General features: G+C 67.5%; 18 protein-coding genes. 9 read left to right on the top strand and 9 right to left on the bottom strand.

Annotated features, from left to right (window positions below):
* Positions 1–45: 45 nt before the first annotated feature.
* The 4 genes from KUV26_RS06555 to KUV26_RS06540 all read right to left on the bottom strand — a co-directional run bounded on the left by KUV26_RS06555 (position 46) and on the right by KUV26_RS06540 (position 4,182).
* Complete coding sequence (locus tag KUV26_RS06555; RefSeq protein ID WP_222507762.1) at positions 46–780, bottom strand: helix-turn-helix transcriptional regulator; 735 nt, start codon at positions 778–780, stop codon at positions 46–48.
* Positions 781–1,144: 364 nt separating this feature from the next.
* Positions 1,145–2,065 carry a manganese-dependent inorganic pyrophosphatase gene (locus tag KUV26_RS06550; protein ID WP_222507761.1) on the bottom strand — a complete coding sequence of 307 codons (921 nt, stop codon included), beginning with the start codon at positions 2,063–2,065 and terminating at the stop codon, positions 1,145–1,147.
* A gap of 106 nt (positions 2,066–2,171) precedes the next feature.
* Positions 2,172–3,152 (bottom strand): TraB/GumN family protein, encoded by a 981-nt coding sequence (locus KUV26_RS06545; protein ID WP_222507760.1) that lies wholly within the window; start codon positions 3,150–3,152, stop codon positions 2,172–2,174.
* 46 nt (positions 3,153–3,198) lie between these two features.
* Positions 3,199–4,182 carry a TraB/GumN family protein gene (locus tag KUV26_RS06540; RefSeq protein WP_222504907.1) on the bottom strand — a complete coding sequence of 328 codons (984 nt, stop codon included), beginning with the start codon at positions 4,180–4,182 and terminating at the stop codon, positions 3,199–3,201.
* A gap of 236 nt (positions 4,183–4,418) precedes the next feature.
* Here KUV26_RS06540 and KUV26_RS06535 point away from each other — a divergent pair, with 236 nt between their 5' ends.
* The 9 genes from KUV26_RS06535 to KUV26_RS06495 all read left to right on the top strand — a co-directional run bounded on the left by KUV26_RS06535 (position 4,419) and on the right by KUV26_RS06495 (position 13,397).
* On the top strand, positions 4,419–5,216 hold the full coding sequence (locus KUV26_RS06535) for an aminoglycoside N(3)-acetyltransferase (RefSeq protein WP_222507759.1): 798 nt from the start codon (positions 4,419–4,421) through the stop codon (positions 5,214–5,216).
* 36 nt (positions 5,217–5,252) lie between these two features.
* Positions 5,253–5,945 carry a DUF2161 domain-containing phosphodiesterase gene (locus KUV26_RS06530; protein ID WP_222507758.1) on the top strand — a complete coding sequence of 231 codons (693 nt, stop codon included), beginning with the start codon at positions 5,253–5,255 and terminating at the stop codon, positions 5,943–5,945.
* Between the two features lie 157 nt (positions 5,946–6,102).
* Entirely contained in the window at positions 6,103–7,104 is a 1,002-nt protein-coding gene (locus tag KUV26_RS06525; RefSeq protein WP_222507757.1) for an isopenicillin N synthase family dioxygenase, read from the top strand.
* Between the two features lie 191 nt (positions 7,105–7,295).
* On the top strand, positions 7,296–7,583 hold the full coding sequence (locus KUV26_RS06520) for a co-chaperone GroES (RefSeq protein ID WP_008554234.1): 288 nt from the start codon (positions 7,296–7,298) through the stop codon (positions 7,581–7,583).
* A 63-nt stretch (positions 7,584–7,646) separates the two neighbouring features.
* Complete coding sequence (groL, locus tag KUV26_RS06515; protein ID WP_222507756.1) at positions 7,647–9,296, top strand: chaperonin GroEL; 1,650 nt, start codon at positions 7,647–7,649, stop codon at positions 9,294–9,296.
* Between the two features lie 250 nt (positions 9,297–9,546).
* Positions 9,547–10,440 carry an HNH endonuclease gene (locus KUV26_RS06510; RefSeq protein WP_222507755.1) on the top strand — a complete coding sequence of 298 codons (894 nt, stop codon included), beginning with the start codon at positions 9,547–9,549 and terminating at the stop codon, positions 10,438–10,440.
* Between the two features lie 94 nt (positions 10,441–10,534).
* Positions 10,535–11,419 carry a DMT family transporter gene (locus KUV26_RS06505; RefSeq protein WP_222507754.1) on the top strand — a complete coding sequence of 295 codons (885 nt, stop codon included), beginning with the start codon at positions 10,535–10,537 and terminating at the stop codon, positions 11,417–11,419.
* Between the two features lie 56 nt (positions 11,420–11,475).
* Positions 11,476–12,252 carry an alpha/beta fold hydrolase gene (locus KUV26_RS06500; RefSeq protein WP_222507753.1) on the top strand — a complete coding sequence of 259 codons (777 nt, stop codon included), beginning with the start codon at positions 11,476–11,478 and terminating at the stop codon, positions 12,250–12,252.
* Positions 12,249–13,397 (top strand): alpha-D-ribose 1-methylphosphonate 5-triphosphate diphosphatase, encoded by a 1,149-nt coding sequence (locus tag KUV26_RS06495; RefSeq protein ID WP_222507752.1) that lies wholly within the window; start codon positions 12,249–12,251, stop codon positions 13,395–13,397. Before KUV26_RS06500 ends, KUV26_RS06495 begins: the two co-directional genes overlap by 4 nt.
* Before the next feature lie 143 nt (positions 13,398–13,540).
* Here KUV26_RS06495 and KUV26_RS06490 read toward each other — a convergent pair whose 3' ends face one another.
* From KUV26_RS06490 to KUV26_RS06470, 5 genes are all read right to left on the bottom strand, one after another.
* Positions 13,541–14,617: a 5-(carboxyamino)imidazole ribonucleotide synthase gene (locus KUV26_RS06490; RefSeq protein ID WP_222507751.1), complete on the bottom strand. Its 1,077-nt coding sequence runs from the start codon at positions 14,615–14,617 to the stop codon at positions 13,541–13,543.
* The gene (gene purE, locus KUV26_RS06485) at positions 14,610–15,098 is read right to left on the bottom strand and encodes a 5-(carboxyamino)imidazole ribonucleotide mutase (RefSeq protein ID WP_222507750.1); all 489 of its coding nucleotides are present in this window, start codon (positions 15,096–15,098) and stop codon (positions 14,610–14,612) included. The genes KUV26_RS06490 and purE overlap by 8 nt, the downstream gene beginning before the upstream one ends.
* A gap of 244 nt (positions 15,099–15,342) precedes the next feature.
* Positions 15,343–16,626 carry a uracil-xanthine permease family protein gene (locus KUV26_RS06480; protein WP_222504609.1) on the bottom strand — a complete coding sequence of 428 codons (1,284 nt, stop codon included), beginning with the start codon at positions 16,624–16,626 and terminating at the stop codon, positions 15,343–15,345.
* A gap of 150 nt (positions 16,627–16,776) precedes the next feature.
* Positions 16,777–18,561 (bottom strand): SLC13 family permease, encoded by a 1,785-nt coding sequence (locus KUV26_RS06475; protein ID WP_222507749.1) that lies wholly within the window; start codon positions 18,559–18,561, stop codon positions 16,777–16,779.
* 129 nt (positions 18,562–18,690) lie between these two features.
* Positions 18,691–18,915, bottom strand: a complete 225-nt coding sequence (locus KUV26_RS06470) for a YdcH family protein (RefSeq protein ID WP_039185773.1) — start codon at positions 18,913–18,915, stop codon at positions 18,691–18,693.
* Between the last annotated feature and the right edge of the window lie 33 nt (positions 18,916–18,948).

Raw genomic sequence — 18,948 nt, 5'->3', positions numbered from 1 at the left:
CGGACATGCCTGCGGCAGCCCGGATCCGGGCTGCCGTTTCCGCGGCTACAGGGAAATCAGCCCCTGCTTCAGCGCCAGGGCCAGGGCATGTTCGCGGGTCGCGGCGCCCAGGGCCTTCCGGGCATTGGCAAAATGCAGCGACACCGCCGCCTCTGACAGGCCAAGCGTTTCGGCAATGCGGGCCGTCATCATGCCTTGGGCCAGCAGCGACAGCACCTGCTGCTGGCGCGCGGTCAGCAGGGGCCGCCCGGGGCTGCTGTAGCGCTCCGCGGCAGGCGGATCGTCCTGGCCGAGAGTGCTGGCGAGCAGGGCCGAGAACAGCTGCACCTCCAGCGGCGCAGCCGCCCTGGCGGTTTCCGCCGGGCAGTCGAAGGCCAGGGTCACGAGCTTTCCCGGACCGCCCGCGGCGCCGTAGCGCGAGCAGATCAGCCCGCCGAAGCCCGCGTCCTTCAGCCCGTGGTTCAGGGCCCAGGCCTGTTTGCTGCCGGCCTCGGACCGCCGCAGCACCCCGCTGTCCAGCTGCATGCTGCCGGGCTTGTCCGCGAGGCCGTTCAGAAAGGGGTCCACCGCCATATAGCCCTCGCCGAGGTATTCCTCCATCCAGGCCGCAGGCATGTCGGTGCTGATCCATCCGATGTGCTTGCTGGGGCCGCTGATCTGGGCCACCAGGATGCTTTTCACGCCCATCTCGCGGGCCAGCTGCTGCGCGGCCAGCCAGCGCCCGCCGGGGTCCTGCGGATGCAGCAGCGTATCAAGGGTGTCGATCAAGGCGTTTTTCATGGCAGCACCATTCACTCGCTGAGCACACTTTAACCGGGCGGATCTGTCGGTCGTTTAGCCTTATGAGAATCCACAGCCCTAGCAATATCACTAGGTTGGCCGGCCAAGGGCCATCAGGCAATGTTTGTTTTGCGTCCGGTTAATGGGCCGGACGGCCGTTTCCGGCGGGTGCGTGCGTAGCGAGTGAGTGGTGACGGCTCCTGAATGGCGGGGTGCCGGAAGATCCGCCGCCCGGCGGCCGGGGGAGCCGGGCGGCGCACTTGCCGGAAGCGATTCAGCCGCGGCAGCCGCCGCAGCAGAGCTTGCCTCAAAAAGAAAAAGGCGCCCGCAGGGCGCCTTTGATCCGTTTGCGGGATGGCCGCGATCAGACCTTGAGGTTCGGAATGATCTGTTTCTTGCGGGACATGATGCCCGGCAGCACCACGGTGTCGCCGGCGGCATCGGCGCCGAAGGATTTGCTGGCCACGGTCTTCACCAGGTCGTTCGGCACCAGCAGGGTGGCTTCCTCGTTCAGGATGTCGACAACGAACAGCAGCACCTGATCGACGCCGTCCTCAGACGCGACATCGGTCATGGTGTTCATCAGCGACGCCTTGCGGTCCAGAACCACGGCCGGCGCGGTGGTTTCCAGAACCGAAACGCGGAACTTGGTGCCGTCGACTTCGTATTCCTTGGAGTCCATGCGCAGCAGTTCGGCGTCGGAGAAGGAGGAGACGTCGGACTTGGCGGCGAACATCTCGGCGGCGTAGTCGGCGATATTGATGCCCAGGTCGGCGGCCAGCTTCTCGGCCACGGCCTTGTCATGCGCGGTGGTGGTCGGGGAGCGGAATTCCAGCGTGTCAGACAGGATGCAGGTCAGCGCCGCGCCCTTGATCGCCTCGGGCATCTTGGCGGCATCGTCGCCCATCAGGTCAAACATGATGGTGGCGGTGCAGGCCAGCGGGCGGATGGTGATGTCGATCGGGCCCTTGGTTTCCAGGCCGCCGACCAGCTTGTGGTGGTCGATGATCGCCTGCACGTCGGCGCCGTTGATGTTGGCGGGCAGCTCGGCCGGGTTGTTGGTGTCGACGATGACAACAGCCGCGTCATCGGCCACGTCGGCGATGATTTCCGGCTTCTCGAAGCCCCAGCGCTGCAGCATGAAGGCGGCTTCGGTGTTCGGCTCGCCCAGCAGCTTGGGCGCGGCGGCAACGCCCTTCACCTCGTTCAGGTACCAGGCCCAGATGATCGGGGAGCCGGTGGAATCGGTGTCGGGGGATTTATGGCCGAAAACTTGGATGGTCATGGGGCTGTCCTGTTCATGCATAAGGTCAGAAATGCGGGATTTGCGCGCCTTATAGGGCTGGCGCGCAGGCTTGTCACCCCGCAGCTGCTGCAATGCGGCGTTGTGCTCAGAACGGGGCGCGCTCCAATGCGTAGCCCTTTTGCTTCAGCAGGTTCAGCACGCCGTGCGCGCCGGGCAGGTGCAGCGCCCCGGCGGCCACCACGATCAGATCGCCCTCCGCCGCCTCGATCACCGGGATCCAGGCGCGGTTGCGGTTGTCCAGCAGGTCCTCCATCGCCTCCTGCCAGATCCGGCGGGTTTCCTCCGGCGGCAGCGCGTCCGACTGCAGGAAGTCGCGCTCGTAGATGGTGAAATAGGTTTGAGCCTGCTCGTCGAAATAGCTTTCGATCATGGTGAGGATCGCATCCTGTTCGCCGCCCAGAAGCGTCAGGTAGGCGCGCAGCTGGCGGACCTGCTCCTCCAGCGGCTCGCTGTTGAACACCTCGAACACGGTCATCGGGCTTTCCAGCGCCCGGGTGCCGGTGCCGGCCTCGTTGGCGGCCTGCTCCAGCCGCTTGTCGAGGCCGCGGGTCAGTTCCGGCGAGCCGCGCAGGCAGGGCGGAACCGCCAGGGAAACGGCCAGGAACCAAGGCCGCATCTTGGCGGCCATCCAGGGCGCGACGCCATTGGCGCGGGCGGTTTCGGCCAGGCTTTGCCACTCCTGCGGCTCCAGCCGGTCGATCAGGCTGGGGCCGTCGGTGATCAGGGTCAGCGACGGGTCGCGGCCGATCGCGGCCATCATCTCGGCCTCCTCGCGCCGGGTGCCTTCGAGCAGCAGCAGGTCGGCTTCGGCAATCAGCGGTTTCAGCGCTTCGGTGACCGCGTCCAGCCGCGGGTCGTTGATGTGCATGGTGCCGACCACATGCACGGTGCGGCTGCCGCGGCGGGCGATCCAGTGGTTGCCCTCGGCAAACGGTGTGGCGGCGACCCGGGCGTCGATTTCGGCCCGTTCAACGGCGGACAGCGCCAGCCGCTGATCGGTGCCGGAACAGGCGGCCCAAAGCGGCGCGGGCAGCAGCAGGAAGGCAAGGGCGAGGAGAAAACGCATGAAAGAATATCCTGAAAGGGGAAGTGCAAGGCCGATCTGCCGCAGCCTACCACGGGGCGCGGCTGAGGCTGAAGCCCTTGGCCTGCAGCAAGTTCAAGAGCCCGTTTTTGCCCGGCAGGTGGGCGGCGCCGACGGCGATCACGAAGCGGTCCTGGCGGGCGGCCTGGATCACCTTCATCCAGCGGATGTTGCGCTGGTCCAGCAGGCGGCGGTTGTACTGGGCCCACAGCCGCTTGGTCTCGGCATGGGTGAAGCTGCTGTACTGGGCGCTGATCCAGGGCGCCAGCACGAAGGAGGTCCAGACGCTCTGGTCGAAATAGGCCTCAACCGGGGTGGCGTCCTCGGGCTTGTCCGACTGCACCAGCTGCAGCTCCAGCTCCAGCATCCGGGCCTGGTCCCTGAGCGGCAGGCTGGCGATCGCGGCCAGCGCCTGCTCCGGGGTTTCCAGCGCGCCGAGCGGAATCCGCTTGCGGCGGGCGAAATCGGCGATCCGGTCGTCCAGCCCGCGGCGCAGGCCGAAGCCGTAGGGGCGGCAGCCGCTTTGCACCAGGAACATCGAGATCGCCCAGGGCTGCATCCGGTTCATGGTTTCCAGGTTGGCGCCGGCCACCCGGGCGGTCAGTTCGAACCGCCGCCAGGCGTCCGGCGGCAGCAGCTGCCGCAGCTCGCGCCCCTGCGGCAGCAGGAAGCTGCGGGCCAGGGCCGGCGGCATCGGGTCCAGGCGCTGCATGTCCTGGTCCGAGGTCTCCAGGTAGATCGCCTGCGCCGACCGCAGCGCCGGGCGCAGGGTGCGCATCACCTTGGCCATGCGGGCATCGCCGCCGTGCATGGTGCCGATCACGTGAATGGTGCGGCCGCCCTTGGTGGCGACCCAGTGGTTGCCCTCGGAGAACGGGGTGGCCGCCATCTCGCGGTCCAGATGCGCCCGGGCAGCGGCGGGCAGGTGGTCGCGGTAGTCGATGCCGCGGCAGGCGGCAAACCCGGCAGAGGCCTGCAGAATCAGGGCAAGTGCCAGTGCTATCCGTTTCATCGCGCGCCCTTTCCCCGGAAGTGCCGGAACTGCGGCCTGGGTTGCGGCCCCAGCAGTTGCGGCCTGAGTATATGAGCCTAGGGCGGGGCAGCAGGCGCGGCAATGTAAAACCCTCCGTCTCCTTCAGAATGAGAGCTTGCAGCGGGTGAAAACCGGCTTGCCGCCGGGGGCGGCGGCGGGCAGTCTGCGAAAAACCAGCGGGCGCTCGGCCGCTTTGACACAGGCCCTGTCACATCATGGCACTTCTGACTTCCGATACCCTTGCCGCGGATCTGCAGGCCTTGGGCGTTGCGCCCGGCGACGGGCTGTTCGTGCATGCCTCGATGCGGGCGCTGGGGCCGGTTGCAGGCGGAGCGGCTGCGGTGATTGAAGCGATGCAGGCGGCTGCGGGACCGTCGGGGCTGCTGGCAATGCCGGGGTTTTCAACCGACGCCTATTTTCCGGCGGACCTGGACCGGGACAGCCTGCCGGAGGCAGCTGCGGCGGAGGCGGAGAGGGCGGTTCCCGGCCATGATCCGGAGCGGTCGCCGACCGCGGGAATGGGCGTGATCGCCGAGACTTTCCGGACCTGGCCCGGCACCCTGCGCAGCAGCCACCCGGCGGTGTCGGTCTGCCTGAACGGGGCGGATGCCGCCGAGCACCTGGAACCGCACCGGCTGGCCTGGGCGCTGGGCGAGGGCACGCCGATGGGCCGGCTGCGGCACCGGCGGCAGATGAAGATTCTGCTGGTTGGGGTGGGCTGGAACCGCTGCTCGGCGCTGCACACCGCGGAAAGCCTGGCGGAGGTGAAGCGCACCAAGATCCGCCGGTTCAAGACCGGCAGCGGTGACGCGCCCTGGATGGAGACGCCGGATGCGGCCGATGACCTGAACCGGCTGTTCCCACTGGTGGGGGCGGCGTTTGAGGGCGCCGGGGCGGTCGCAACTGGGCGGCTGGGCGCAGCGGAGTGCCGCCTTTGCAGCTACAGCGCGCTGGTGGCCTTTGCCGCGGACTGGATCAGCGAAGCCAACCGGCAAAGCGGCGACCGGCACTGAGTTGCCAAGGCGCCCGGTTCCTGCCAGTCATGGGGCATGGAACGCGAGGATCAGCTGTATGCGCCGGTGAAGGCGCTGCTGGAAGGGCAGGGCTACGCCGTGAAGGGCGAGGTGGGCGCCGCCGATGTGGTGGCTGTGCGCGGCGCGGAGCCGCCGGTGATCGTCGAGCTGAAGCTGAAGTTCTCGCTGTCGCTGTTTCACCAGGCGATCGCGCGGCTGGCCATTACCGATCAGGTTTATATCGCGGTGCCGCGGCCCGGGGGGCGGCAGGCGCGGCGGATGATGAAGGACAATCTGGCGATGTGCCGGCGGCTGGGCCTGGGGCTGATCACGGTGCTGGCGGACGGCCGGGCCGAGGTGCATTGCGACCCGGGGCCCTATGCGCCGCGCAAATCGAAGAAGAAGCAGGCGCGGCTGCTGCGGGAGTTTCAAACCTTGCGCGGCGATCCCAACGCGGGCGGCGCCACCCGGCACGGCATTGTCACCGCCTACCGCCAGGACGCGCTGGCCTGTGCGGCGCATCTGGCCGAAGCGGGCGCCTGCAAGGGGGCGGCGGTCGCCAGGGCCACCGGCGTGGCGCGGGCCACGCGGCTGATGGCCAGCAACCACTATGGCTGGTTCGAGCGGGTGGAGACCGGCATTTACCAGCTGACCGATGCGGGCCGCGAAGGGCTGGTGCATTGGGCGGAGAGCTGGGAGGCGGGCGTGTCCACCCCTGCCATTGATTGAGAAAATACCGTTCTATGTGATGCTCAAATCCGCTTCTATTTAAGGTATTAGGCGCTGTTGAGTTTAATTTATCTCACCTGATCGGCATTTTTTCCCTGTTGAGCGTTCCGCCCCGGCGGCCGATGACTGGCGCAGCTTTGCACAAGGGGAGACAGCAATGGCAGATCAGGATATCGACCGGCTTCAGGACCGGCTGCGGGCGCAGCGGGTCTCCTTCGACAAGATCCCGGTGATCGACGTCAGCGCGCTGAACACAGGCGGCAGCCTGTTCGAGGTGGCCAAGGAAATCCGCTGGGCGCTGACCAACGCCGGCTTCTTCTATGTCAGGAACCACGGGGTGCCGGAGGCGGTTGTGAACGGCGCCTTTGAGGAGACCCGCCGCTTTTTCGACCTGCCGCTGCAGGACAAGATGGACCTGCATATCTCCAAGTCGGGCCTTGCCCTGCGCGGCTATATCGAGATCTTCGGCGAGAACACCGACCCCAAGAAGACCAGGGACCTGAAAGAGTGTTTCGACATCGGGCCGGAAAGCCCGGCCGGGGACGCGCCGTTCTTCGGCCCCAACCTGTGGCCCGCGGCGCGGCCGGAATTTGCGCGCGCGGTCTATGGCTACCATCAGGAGATGAAGGGGCTGGCGCAGCGGCTGATGCGGGCGATTGCGGTCAGCCTGGATCTGGAGGCGGATTTCTTTGCGCCGCGGATGCAGAACCCGATCACCATCCAGCGGCTGCTGCATTACCCGCCGCAGGAAGGGCAGATCGACGAAAGCGTGATGGGGATCGGCGCCCATACCGATTACGGCAGCCTGACCATCCTGGCGCAGGACGATGTGGGCGGGTTGCAGGTAATGAACCGCGACGGCGCCTGGGTGGAGGGGCCGCCGATTGCCGGGACATTTGTCATCAACATCGGCGATCTGATTCAGCGGCTGACCAATGACCTGTATCTGGCCAACCTGCACCGGGTGGTGAATGCCTCCGGCCGGGAACGCTATTCGATTCCGTTCTTCATCGACGCCGATGCGGATGCGGTGTTCCAGCCGCTGGACAGCTGCGTCAGCGCGGAGAACCCCGCGCGCTATGAACCGGTCACCTGCGGCGCGCATAAATTCGGCCGCTTCAGGGACAGCTTTCCGCACCTGAAAACCAAGGCTGCATAAGGGGGTGAACCCGCGGCAGTCAGAGGGCGCTCCGGCGCCCTCACTTTTTTGCTGATTCCGTGTTGACAAGATGCGGGGGCATTCCTAGCTTCCCCTCGTTAGCACTCACCCCCTGTGAGTGATAACGGCCCCGCCGGGGAGGCGGAGGTCCAATAGATAACAACCTTTGAGCCTTTCAAGGAGCTGCAAAGATGGCATTGAAACCGCTTCATGACCGCGTGCTGGTGCGCCGCACCGAAAGCGAAGAGAAAACCGCAGGCGGCCTGATCATCCCCGATTCCGCCAAGGAAAAGCCGAGCGAGGGCGTTGTGGTTGCATGCGGCGCAGGCGCCCGCAAGGACAGCGGCGAGCTGATCGAGATGGCCGTGAAGTCCGGCGACCGCATCATGTTCGGCAAATGGTCCGGCACCGAGATCACCGTCGACGGTGAAGAGCTGCTGATGATGAAGGAAAGCGACATCATGGGCATCATCGAGTAAGCCGTCCGGCTGCTCTGATCCCTGATCGCTGAAACCCACAGAATTTCTCTAGGAGAGTGAAAAATGGCTGCTAAGGACGTCAAATTCGACACCGATGCCCGCAACCGCATGCTGAAAGGCGTCAACATTCTGGCCGACGCCGTGAAAGTGACCCTGGGCCCGAAAGGCCGCAACGTGGTTCTGGACAAATCCTTCGGCGCACCGCGCATCACCAAGGACGGCGTGTCCGTGGCGAAGGAAATCGAACTGGAAGACAAGTTCGAGAACATGGGCGCCCAGATGGTGAAGGAAGTTGCTTCCCGCACCAACGACGAAGCCGGTGACGGCACCACCACCGCAACCGTTCTGGCCCAGGCGATCGTCAAGGAAGGCCTGAAGCAGGTTGCTGCCGGCCTGAACCCGATGGACCTGAAGCGCGGCATCGATCTCGCCACCTCCAAGGTCGTCGAGAGCCTGAAGGAAATGGCCCGCGAAGTGAAGGACTCCGACGAGGTTGCGCAGGTTGGCACCATCTCCGCCAACGGCGAAGCTGAAATCGGCCGCCAGATCGCCGACGCGATGCAGAAAGTCGGCAACGAAGGCGTCATCACCGTCGAAGAGAACAAGGGCATGGAAACCGAGACCGACGTGGTCGAGGGCATGCAGTTCGACCGCGGCTACCTGTCGCCCTATTTCGTCACCAACCCCGACAAGATGGTCGCGGAGCTGGAAGACTGCATGATCCTGCTGCACGAGAAGAAACTGTCTTCGCTGCAGCCGATGGTGCCGCTGCTGGAGCAGGTGATCCAGTCGCAGAAGCCGCTGCTGATCATCGCTGAGGACGTCGAAGGCGAAGCGCTGGCAACCCTGGTTGTCAACAAGCTGCGCGGCGGCCTGAAAATTGCTGCTGTCAAGGCACCGGGCTTCGGCGACCGCCGCAAGGCCATGCTGCAGGACATCGCAATCCTGACCGGCGGCCAGGTGATCTCCGAGGACCTGGGCATGAAGCTCGAGTCCGTCACCATGGACATGCTGGGCACCGCCAAGAAGATCCAGATCACCAAAGACGAAACCACCATCGTCGACGGTGCTGGCGAGAAGGCCGAGATCGAAGCACGTGTTGCCCAGATCCGCACCCAGATCGAAGAAACCACCTCTGACTACGACCGCGAGAAGCTGCAGGAACGCGTTGCCAAACTGGCAGGCGGCGTTGCCGTGATCCGCGTCGGCGGCATGACCGAAGTGGAAGTGAAAGAGCGCAAGGACCGTGTGGACGACGCTCTGAACGCGACCCGCGCAGCCGTGCAGGAAGGCGTGATCGTCGGCGGCGGTGTGGCCCTGGTGCAGGCCGGCAAGAACCTGGAAGGCCTGGAAGGCGCCAACGCCGACCAGAACGCGGGCATCAACATCGTCCGCAAGGCCATCGAAGCGCCGCTGCGCCAGATCGCCGAGAACGCAGGCGTTGACGGTGCCGTGGTTGCCGGCAAGATCCGCGAATCCGCGGACAACCACTTCGGCTACAACGCGCAGACCGGTGAATATGGCGACATGTTCTCCTTCGGCGTGATCGACCCGGCCAAGGTGACCCGCACCGCGCTGGAAGACGCGGCCTCGGTTGCCGGCCTGCTGATCACCACCGAAGCCATGGTTGCCGACAAGCCCGCCAAAGAAGGCGCGGCAGGCGGCGGCATGCCCGACATGGGCGGCATGGGCGGCATGGGCGGCATGATGTAATCACAAATCCCTTTGGGATTTGGGATGAGGCGACAGGCGATTGGCTGTTAAGGCCAATCTGCCGGAAGCCCGCCGCTGATGACTGCAAGATTTGGGGCTGCCTCAGGGCGGCCCCTTTTTGTTTCTGCGGGTAATGAAGGCCCGCCTTGCGGGCCTGCCTGCGGCGCGAGTATTTGTGCAAAGGTGAAAGAGCGGGGCGCTGGTTTTCCTGCCTCTTTTCGGTCTCGAAGCAACGATTAAAGTCGCCGCCATGGTCAAAGCAGTTTTCATTCAGTCTTCGCATTCGGGTTATGACGATCAGCCTGGCAAAGCTTACCATTTTCCGAAGAAACACTATCTGAGCCGGGTTGAGCAAACCGTCGGAGACTGGGTTATATTTTATGAGGGGCGGCGCGGCGGCGGCAAAGGCTACCATTCCGTTCAGCGCGTGCTTCAGGTTCAGGATGATCCGAAAGATCCTGCATTGGCGTATGCGCTGCTGGATACAGCCAGCGAGTTGTCTTTCGAGAATTTTGTGCCCCGATGGGTGGAGGGGCAGGGGCCGTATGAAACCGGGTTGCCCAGGTCACGCGGCAGCAACACCAGCGCGGTCCGGCTGATCTCCGACGCGGATTTTGCGCGTATTATCAACGCCGGTCTGGCGGCGCGCGAAGAGCCGAATGCCATTCCGCGAACCGGAGATTTCACCGCAGAGCCCGGTTTTGCCGAGGCGCAGACCGTCTTTGAACCGCAGGATCAGGTTCGCGAGATGCTGCTGTCCCAGCGGGCCTTCCGGGACCGCAGTTTTGCGCGGCAGGTCAAACATGCCTATGGCGGCCGCTGTTCGATGTCAGGGCTGGAGTTGCGCAATGGCGGCGGGCGGCCGGAGGTGGAGGCTGCGCATATCGTTCCGGTCTCGGAGCGCGGCCCGGATACGGTGCGGAACGGGCTGGCCTTGTCGGGAACCGTGCATTGGATGTTCGACCGGGGATTGCTTTCGATCAGCGATGACAATGAGGTTCTTGTTGCCAGACAGGCGGTGGATGAGGCGACCCTGGCGCGCTTGCTGCTGCCGGACCGGCGCTTGATCGAACCTGTGAATCCGGCATTCAAACCGCACAAATCATATCTTCGCTGGCATCGGGAAAATGTCTTCAAGGGGTAAAGTCTTCTGGCGCAGGCGGATGCGCAATTGGAGACAGCCGACTGACACGAAGAAATCACTGGCCCTGCGTTTGCCGCCGGGGTAGCCCTGCTGCATGCGCCTGTTTCTCCTCGTCTGCCTCACCATGCTGGCCTTTGCCGCCAACTCGATCCTTGGCCGGGCGGCGATCGGCGGCGGATATATGGATGCCACCGGGTTCGGCCTGTGGCGGCTGGTCTCCGGCGCGCTGATGCTGGCGCTGCTGTGTTCCGCGCGCGGGCTGAACCCCTGGAGCCGTGAGCGGGTTCTGCGGCCCGCGTCCCTGTGGGGCGGGGCGGCGCTGACGCTGTATATGGCGGGGTTCACCCTGGCGTATCAGGATCTGGATGCCGGTCTCGGGGCGCTGGTGCTGTTCGGCGTGGTGCAGATCTCGATGTTCCTGTGGGGCGCCCTCCGCGGCAATCCGGCGGCGGGCATGCAGGTGGCGGGGGCGGTTCTGGCCTTTCTGGGGCTGGCCTATGTGGTCTGGCCTGCGGACGGAACGGGCGTGCCGCTGATGGCGTCGCTGCTAATGGCGGCCAGCGGATTGGGCTGGGGCATCTACAGCCTGCTGGGCCGCGGCGCCCGGCAGCCGCTGGCGGCGACGGCGGTGAACTTCGCCTGGTCCAGCGCAATGATGCTGCCGGTGCTGCTGCTGGCGGGCGGCGGCACGGTGGTCAGCCTCTGGGGCGTGCTGCTGGCGGTGCTGTCGGGCGCGGTGACTTCCGGCATGGGCTATGCGCTGTGGTACCGGGTGCTGCCGCAGCTGGCGCCCGCGGTGGCGGCCACGGTGCAGCTGAGCGTGCCGGTGATCGCCATCCTAGCGGGCGCCGTGCTGCTGGGCGAGCCGGTCGGGCTGCGGCTGGTGTTTGGCACCGCCGCGGTGCTGGGCGGCATTGCGCTGGTGGTTCTGCGCGCGCCCGCGCGCAAGGGGCAGGCCGCGAAGCAGGCCGCCCGGTAGCGCCGCCGGCCAGTCCGGGTCTTCCCTGTGCCGCCGGTTGCGCTTATCTGGGCGTCATGCGTGATGTTGTGAAACCCGTCCTTGCCGCCGCTGCGGCGCTGCTGCCGCTGCCCGCGGCGGCCGATTGCGTGATCCTGCTGCACGGGCTGGCGCGGTCCGAAACCTCCTTTGCGGTGATGGAGGAGGTCCTGCAGTCGCGCGGTTACGATGTGGTGCGGCCCGGCTACCCTTCCACGGAGGAGCCGGTGGAGGTGCTGGCGGACCGGACGCTGCCGGCGGCGTTTGCCGCTTGCGGCGGTCAAACGGCCCATGTGGTCAGCCATTCGATGGGCGGCATCCTGCTGCGCTACTGGCTGCAGGGCAACCGCCCGCAAAACCTGGGCCGGGTGGTGATGATGGGGCCGCCCAACCAGGGCAGCGAGCTGGTGGATGAGCTGGGCGACTGGGCGGTCTTCGGCTACCTGAACGGCCCCGCCGGGCTGCAGCTGGGCACTGGTGCGGACAGCCTGCCCGGGCGCTTGCCGCCGGCGGATTTCAAGCTGGGGGTGATTGCGGGCAATGAGACGCTGAACCCGCTGTTTTCCGCGCTGATCCCGGGGCCGGATGACGGCAAGGTTTCGGTCGAGAGCACCCGGGTGGACGGCATGGCGGCGCATCTGACGCTGCCGGTCACCCACACCTACATGATGAACAGCCCGCAGGTGATGGCGCAGGCGCTGCATTTCCTGGAGGAGGGGCGGTTTGAGCCGTCGCTCGGCTGGCTGGCGGCGGTGGATGAAATCATCAGCGAGGCCTGCCAGCTGAACGGCGGCTGCGGAGAGGCGGAGAAATGACTTTGGAACTCACTTTGCAGGGCGGCGACGTGCTGCGCCCCGGCGGGCTGGAGCGCGGCGGCGAGATTGCCATTGACGGCGGTCTGGTGACGGGGGCGCCCGCCGGGCGCCGCGTTGACCTGAGCGGGTATCTGGTGCTGCCGGGCATCGTGGACGTGCATGGCGACGGGTTCGAGCGCCATCTGGCGCCGCGGCGGGGCGCGATGAAGCAGATGGCGGAGGGGGTGGTCGCCGCCGAGGCAGAGCTGGCGGCCAACGGCATCACCACCGCGGTGCTGGCGCAGTTCTACTCCTGGGAGGGCGGCCTGCGCGGGCCGGAGTTCGCGGCGCAGGTGTTCGAGGCTATTCAGGCGGTGCGCGGCTCTGTCGTGACCGATCTGCTGCCGCAGCTGCGGTTCGAGATCCACATGCTGGAGGATTACAGCACCCTCGCAGCCAAGGTGGCGGAGTGGCAGGTACCATATGTGGTGTTCAACGACCACCTGCCGCACGGCCGGCTGGCGGCGGGCAAGAAGCCGCCGCGGCTGACCGGCCAGGCGCTGAAGGCGGGGCGCAACCCGGAGGTCCACTGGCAGATGCTGATGGACATGCACGCGCGCCGGGATCAGGTGCCGGGCAGGCTGGATGCGCTTTGCGCGGAACTGGCGGCACTGGATGTGCGCCTTGGCAGCCATGACGACCAGAGCGCCGCGGACCGGGCCGTCTGGCGCGAGCGCGGCGCCCGGATTTCGGAATTCCCCGAGACGATGGAGGCGGCAGAGGCCGCGCGGGCGGCGGGCGATCCGGTGATCCTCGGCTCGCCCAACGTGGTGCGCGGCGGCTCGCACAAGGGCAACGCCTCTGCTGTCGAACTGATCGCCATGGGGCTGTGCGATGCGCTGGCCTCCGATTACCACTATCCCAGCCCGCGCCGTGCGGCGCTGATGCTGGACCGCTCCGGCCTGCTGGACCTGGCAGGCGCCTGGCGGCTGGTCTCGGACGGGCCTGCGCGGTTGCTGGGGCTCGCGGACCGCGGCACGCTGGAGGGAGGCAAGCGCGCCGACATTCTGGTGCTGGACAAGCAGAGCCAGCGGGTGGCGGCAACGATTTCCGGCGGGCGGGTCAGCTATATGTCGGGGGAGGTGGCGGGCCGGTTCCTGGCTTAGCGGAGCGGCGCCGCGCATCAGGCCGGATGGCCCTCTTTGCGGTGCGTGAAAGCGGCGGGGCCGCTTTCACATGCGTTTCTCTGCGAGGGCGTGCGCCGTCCTCTTGCGGGAAATATACCGGAGGGCCGGGGCAGAACCCCAGCTTACTCCTGCGGCTTCACCACGCGGTTCACATGCGCCATCTTGCGGCCCGGCTTGGCCTCGGCCTTGCCATAGAGGTGCAGCGCGCAGTTGGCTTCGCGGGCCAGCTCCGGAATGCGGTCGATATCATCGTCGATCAGGTTTTCCATTACCACGTCGGAATGGCGCTGGCCGTCGCCCAGCGGCCAGCCGGCCACGGCGCGGATGTGCTGCTCGAATTGATCCACGGTGCAGCCGTTCTGGGTCCAGTGGCCGGAGTTGTGGACGCGCGGGGCGATCTCGTTGACGATCAGCCCCTGAGGTGTGACGAACAGCTCGACCCCCAGAACGCCGACATAATCGAGCGCGTTCAGGATCTTGCCCGCCATCAGCACCGCGTCCATGCGCTGGCCGGTGCTGAGTTTCGCCGGCACGGTGGTGGTATGCAGGATGCCGTCGCGGTGGACGTTCTCACCGGGGTCGAAACAGGCGATCTCGCCGCTCACGCCGCGGGCGGCGATCACCGAGACCTCGTGGCTGAAATTGACGAAGCCTTCGAGGATCGAGGGTGCGCCGGCCATGGCGGCGAGCGCCTCGGCGGCGTGTTCCGGCGCCTTGATGCGGGCCTGGCCCTTGCCGTCATAGCCGAAGCGGCGGGTCTTCAGGATCGACGGCGCGCCGATCTCTGCCAGCGCCGCGTCGAGGCTGGCCTGATCGGTGATGTCGGCAAAGGGCGCGGTCTGCAGGCCGAGATCCTGCAGGAAGGTCTTTTCCGTCAGCCGGTCCTGGCTGATCCGCAGCGCCTCGCGGCCCGGGCGGATCGGCTTTTGCGATTCCAGCAGGTCCAGCGCCGAGGTCGGGATGTTCTCAAACTCATAGGTGATGACGTCGACGGCGGCGGCGAAGGCCTTGAGCGCCTCTGCGTCCTCGTAGCCTGCGGTGGTCACACGGTCGGCCACCTGACCTGCGGGCGGGTTGGCGCCGGGCTCAAAGATATGGGTCTTGAAGCCGAGGCGGGAGGCTGCAACCGAGAGCATCCGGCCCAGCTGGCCGCCGCCGAGGATGCCGATGGTGGCGCCGGGGGAGAGCATGTCAGTCATCGGCGGGTTCCTCCGGGATCGAAGCCGAGAGCGCCGCGCGCCAGTCGTCCAGCCTTTGCGCCAGCTCCGGGTCCTGCAGCGCCAGGATGCCCGCGGCCATCAGGCCCGCGTTGGCGGCACCGGCCGAGCCGATCGCCATGGTGGCAACCGGGAAACCCTTGGGCATCTGCACGATGGAATAAAGCGAGTCGACGCCGGAGAGGGCGCGCGTCTGGACCGGCACGCCGACGACCGGCACGCGGGTTTTCGAGGCGACCATGCCGGGCAGGTGGGCGGCGCCGCCGGCGCCTGCGATGATCACCTGCAGCCCGCGCTCCGCGGCGGTCTTGCCGTAGCTCCACAGCCGGTCCGGGGTGCGGTGGGCAGAGACGATCTTTGCCTCATAGGCAACGCCCAGTTCATCCAGAATATTCGCGGCTTCCTTCATGGTGGGCCAGTCGGATTGGCTGCCCATGATGATGCCTACTTTGATGTCGGCCATCGGCTTGGCTCCTGTCGCGGCTTGTGGAGGGCGCACTATAGGGAATCTCGGGTTTTGCGCAATGTGCCTCGGGGCGGAAAACCGGGGGATTCAGCGGGATTCAGGGGGCTTTGGCGCTATGCCGCAGGGGGCGGCTCCCGCCCGCACGGGATGCAGCGGGCTGCACCGCCTTGCGGTTGGGGGTGGCGCCGCGCGGCGGCGCGGCGCCGGGCCGCCGGCGGGGCGGCCCCTGGTCATCTGCGGCTCAGTCGCGCTGCTTGGGCAGAATCAGGTTCAGCAGCAGGCCGGCGACGCCGGACAGGCCGATGCCCGCCAGGGTGAATCCCTCGCCGAACTGCAGCGTCAGCCCGCCGAGGCCGATGATCAGAACGGTGGAGATGATCACCATGTTGCGTGCCTCGGTCAGCGCCTCGCCCAGCTTCGCCAGAACCGACAGGCCGACCACGGTGACCATGCCGAACAACAGGATCATGATGCCGCCCATCACCGGCATCGGAATGGTCGAGAGGGCGCCGGAGAGCTTGCCCGCGAAGGACAGCGCGATGGCGAAGACCGCCGCCCAGGTCATGATCGCCGGGTTGAAGGCGCGGGTCAGGGTGACGGCGCCGGTGACCTCGGAATAGGTGGTGTTGGGCGGCCCGCCGAGGAGACCGGCGGCGGCGGTGGCAAGGCCGTCGCCCAGCATGGTGTTCTGGATGCCGGGTTTCTGCATGTAGTCGCGCTTGGTCACGCTGGAGATTGCCATGATGTCGCCGAAGTGCTCGATCGCGGGGGCAATGGCGACCGGCAGGATGAACAGGATGGCGGCGAGGCTGAATTCCGGCGCGACAAAGCCCGGCACCTTGAACCAGGGCGCGCCGGACAGCGCGGCGGTATCGATCAGGCTGCTGCCGGTGGCGGCGCCCAGGATCAGCGCGGCGGCGTAGCCCGCGGCAATGCCCGCGAGGATCGGCACCACCCGCATGATGCCGCGGCCGAGGATGGCCGTGAGCATGGTGGCGCCGAGCGAGATGGCGGCGAGCAGCAGTGCGGTGTTGCGCGGCATCACCTGGGTGTCGCCCGCCAGGCCGGTGGCCATGTTGACCGCAACCGGCGCCAGCGACAGGCCGATCACCATGATGACGGGGCCGACAACCACCGGCGGCAGCAGCCGGTGCAGGAAGCCGGCGCCAAAGGCGCGGATGGCAAAGCTGAGTGCCACATAGAGCAGGCCCGCTGCCGCCAGGCCGCCGGTGGTCGCCGCCATGCCCCAGGTCTGCACGCCGTAGATGATCGGCGCGATGAAGGCGAAGGAGGACGCCAGGAACACCGGCACCTGGCCGCGGGTCACGATCTGGAAGATCAGCGTGCCGAGGCCTGCGGTAAACAGCGCGACGCTGGGGTCGAGGCCGGTCAGCAGCGGCACCAGCACCAGCGCGCCGAAGGCGACAAACAGCATCTGGGCGCCGGCAAGGGCCTGTTTCGGGGTGAATCTGTAGTCGGCGCTCTGGCTGTCAGGCGCCGGGGCATGGTCGCTGGTGGCGGTCATTTTTGGCTCGTTCTTTGCGGTGTTGCGGTCCGTGCGCGGGCCGCCGCCGGGGCGGCTCCGGCACGGAATTGCGCTGCTCCTAACCGCAAATGCGCGGTTTGGCCATCCATTTGGCCGCCGGCGGCGCGGCGGCCGCCGGGGCGCCGGCGGTCAGAACGGCCAGAACAGCGGGATGGCCGCGACCGAGACCGCGCCGGCCAGGACGTTTAGCGGCAGCCCAAGGCGCAGGAAGTCGGTGAAGCGGTAGCCGCCGGCGTTGTAGACCAGCGTGTTGGTCTGGTAGCCGACCGGGGTGGCAAAGCTGGCCGAGGCGGCAAACATCACCGCGATCACGAAAGGCCGGGGGTCCACGCCGAGCGCGGCCGCGAGACCGGCGGCCAGCGGCGTCATCAGCACCGCGACGGCGTTGTTGGAGACCAGTTCCGTCAGCACCGAGGTCGCGGCATAGACCAGCAGCAGCGCCACCCAGGGCGGGCTGCCCTGCAGCGCCGGGGCGAGGGCGCCGGTGGCCAGCGCGATGACGCCGGAATTGTCCAGCGCCTTGCCCAGCACCAGCATCGACACGATCAGCAGGATCAGCCGCCCGTCGACGGCGGCAATCGCCTCGTCGGCTTCGATGCAGCCGGTGGCCAGCACCAGCGCGGCGCCGATCAGCGCCAGCGGCAGCACCGGCGCGGCGCCGATGGCGGCCAGCAGCACCACCGCCGCCAGCACCGCGATCGCCAGCGGCGCCTTGGCCCGGCGGTAGGCGCGGGCGGTGCTCGGCGCCAGCTGGATCAGCCGCTGGTCGCGGGCCAGCCGGGCGATATCCTCGGCGGCGCCGTCGACCAGCAGGGTGTCGCCGGCCTCCAGCGGGGTGTCCTCCAGCCGGGCGCCGACGGTTTCGCCGCGCCGGTGCAGCGCCAGCGGGTAGACCCCGAACCGGCGCCGCCAGCGCAGCGTGCCCAGCTTGCGGCCCACCGCCTTGGAGCCGGGGGCGACCAGCAGCTCCATCAGCCGCGAGCGGCGCAGGCCGCCGGCCTCCAGCCCGGGCAGCAGCAGGCCGCGGGCGGCGCCGTCGCGCAGGCCCGCAATCTCGGTGTCGCGGGTCTTGAGCACGATCACGTCGCCGGCCTGCAGGCGCACCGCCGCCAGGTCGCGGCGCAGCGAGGCGCCGCCGCGGATCACGTCGGCGACCCGGCCGCCGCCGCGTTTCAGCGCCTGGATCGCCTGCGGCGCGGTGCCGATCAGCGGCGAGCCCTCGGGGATGAACAGGTCGGCCAGCCAGGCACGGCTGTCGCGCCCGGCGGCGCCGGACAGCACGGTGCCCCGGTCCGGCAGCAGCCGCGGCGCCGCCAGCGCCAGGAAGGCGGCGCCCGACAGCGCCAGCAGCAGCCCCAGCGGCGCGATCTCGAACAGGCTGAAGGGCCGCATGCCGAGATCGCGGGCAACCCCGTCGATCAGCAGGTTGGTGGAAGTGCCGATCAGTGTCACCGTGCCGCCGAGAATCACCATGTAGGACAACGGCATCAGCAGCCGCGACGGCACCGTGCCCAGCTGCCGGGCCAGGCCGATCGTCACCGGAATCAGCACCATCACCACCGGCGTGTTGTTGAGGAAGGCGGAGGCCGCCGCGGCGGTGCCCATCAGCGCCGCCACCGCCAGCGCCGGGCGGCGCCGGGCCAGGTGCGACAGCACCGCGATCATCACCTCGAGCGTGCCGGTGCGCACCAGCGCCGAGCTGAGGATGAACATCGCGGCGATGGTGGCCAGGGCGGGGTTGGCAGCGGCGGCCAGCACGTCATCGGCGGAGGCCAGCCCCAGCGCCAGCGCCACCGCGGCGCCGAAAAAGGCGGTGACCTCCGCCGGGCGGCGCTCGCTGAGAAAGGCGGCGAACACCGCCAGGATCAGCGCCAGCGCGGCATAGGGGGCGGCAGGGCCAAGGTCGAAGAACATCGGAGGGCAGTCCTGCAAGGCCGGCGGCGGCCGGCGCGGAAGGGGCGCCGCGGGCGGCGGCGCGGGCGGCTGGCAGCAGGCCGCGGCCCGGTCCGGACGGTCCGGGCGGCGGTCCGGTCAGGGGGGCGCTCAGGCGATGATGTCCGGGGTCAGTCGGTCCTCGATCAGGGCGATCTTGTCCTTCAGGATCAGCTTCTGCTTCTTCAGCCGCCGGATGGTCAGCTGATCGGCGGTGCCGCGCTCTTCCAGTGCGGCGATGGCTTCGTCCAGATCGCGGTGCTGCCTGCGGAAAACTTCCAGCTCGACCTTCAGGACTTCATCCGTCTTCATCGACACATCTGTGGGTGCATTCATGGGAGACTCAATCGGGCTTATGAATGAAGTGAG

Origin of the sequence: Leisingera daeponensis, assembly GCF_019801465.1 — a bacterium.
GTDB classification, from domain to species: Bacteria; Pseudomonadota; Alphaproteobacteria; order Rhodobacterales; family Rhodobacteraceae; genus Leisingera; species Leisingera daeponensis_A.
This window is presented reverse-complemented; position numbering and strand designations above follow the sequence as displayed.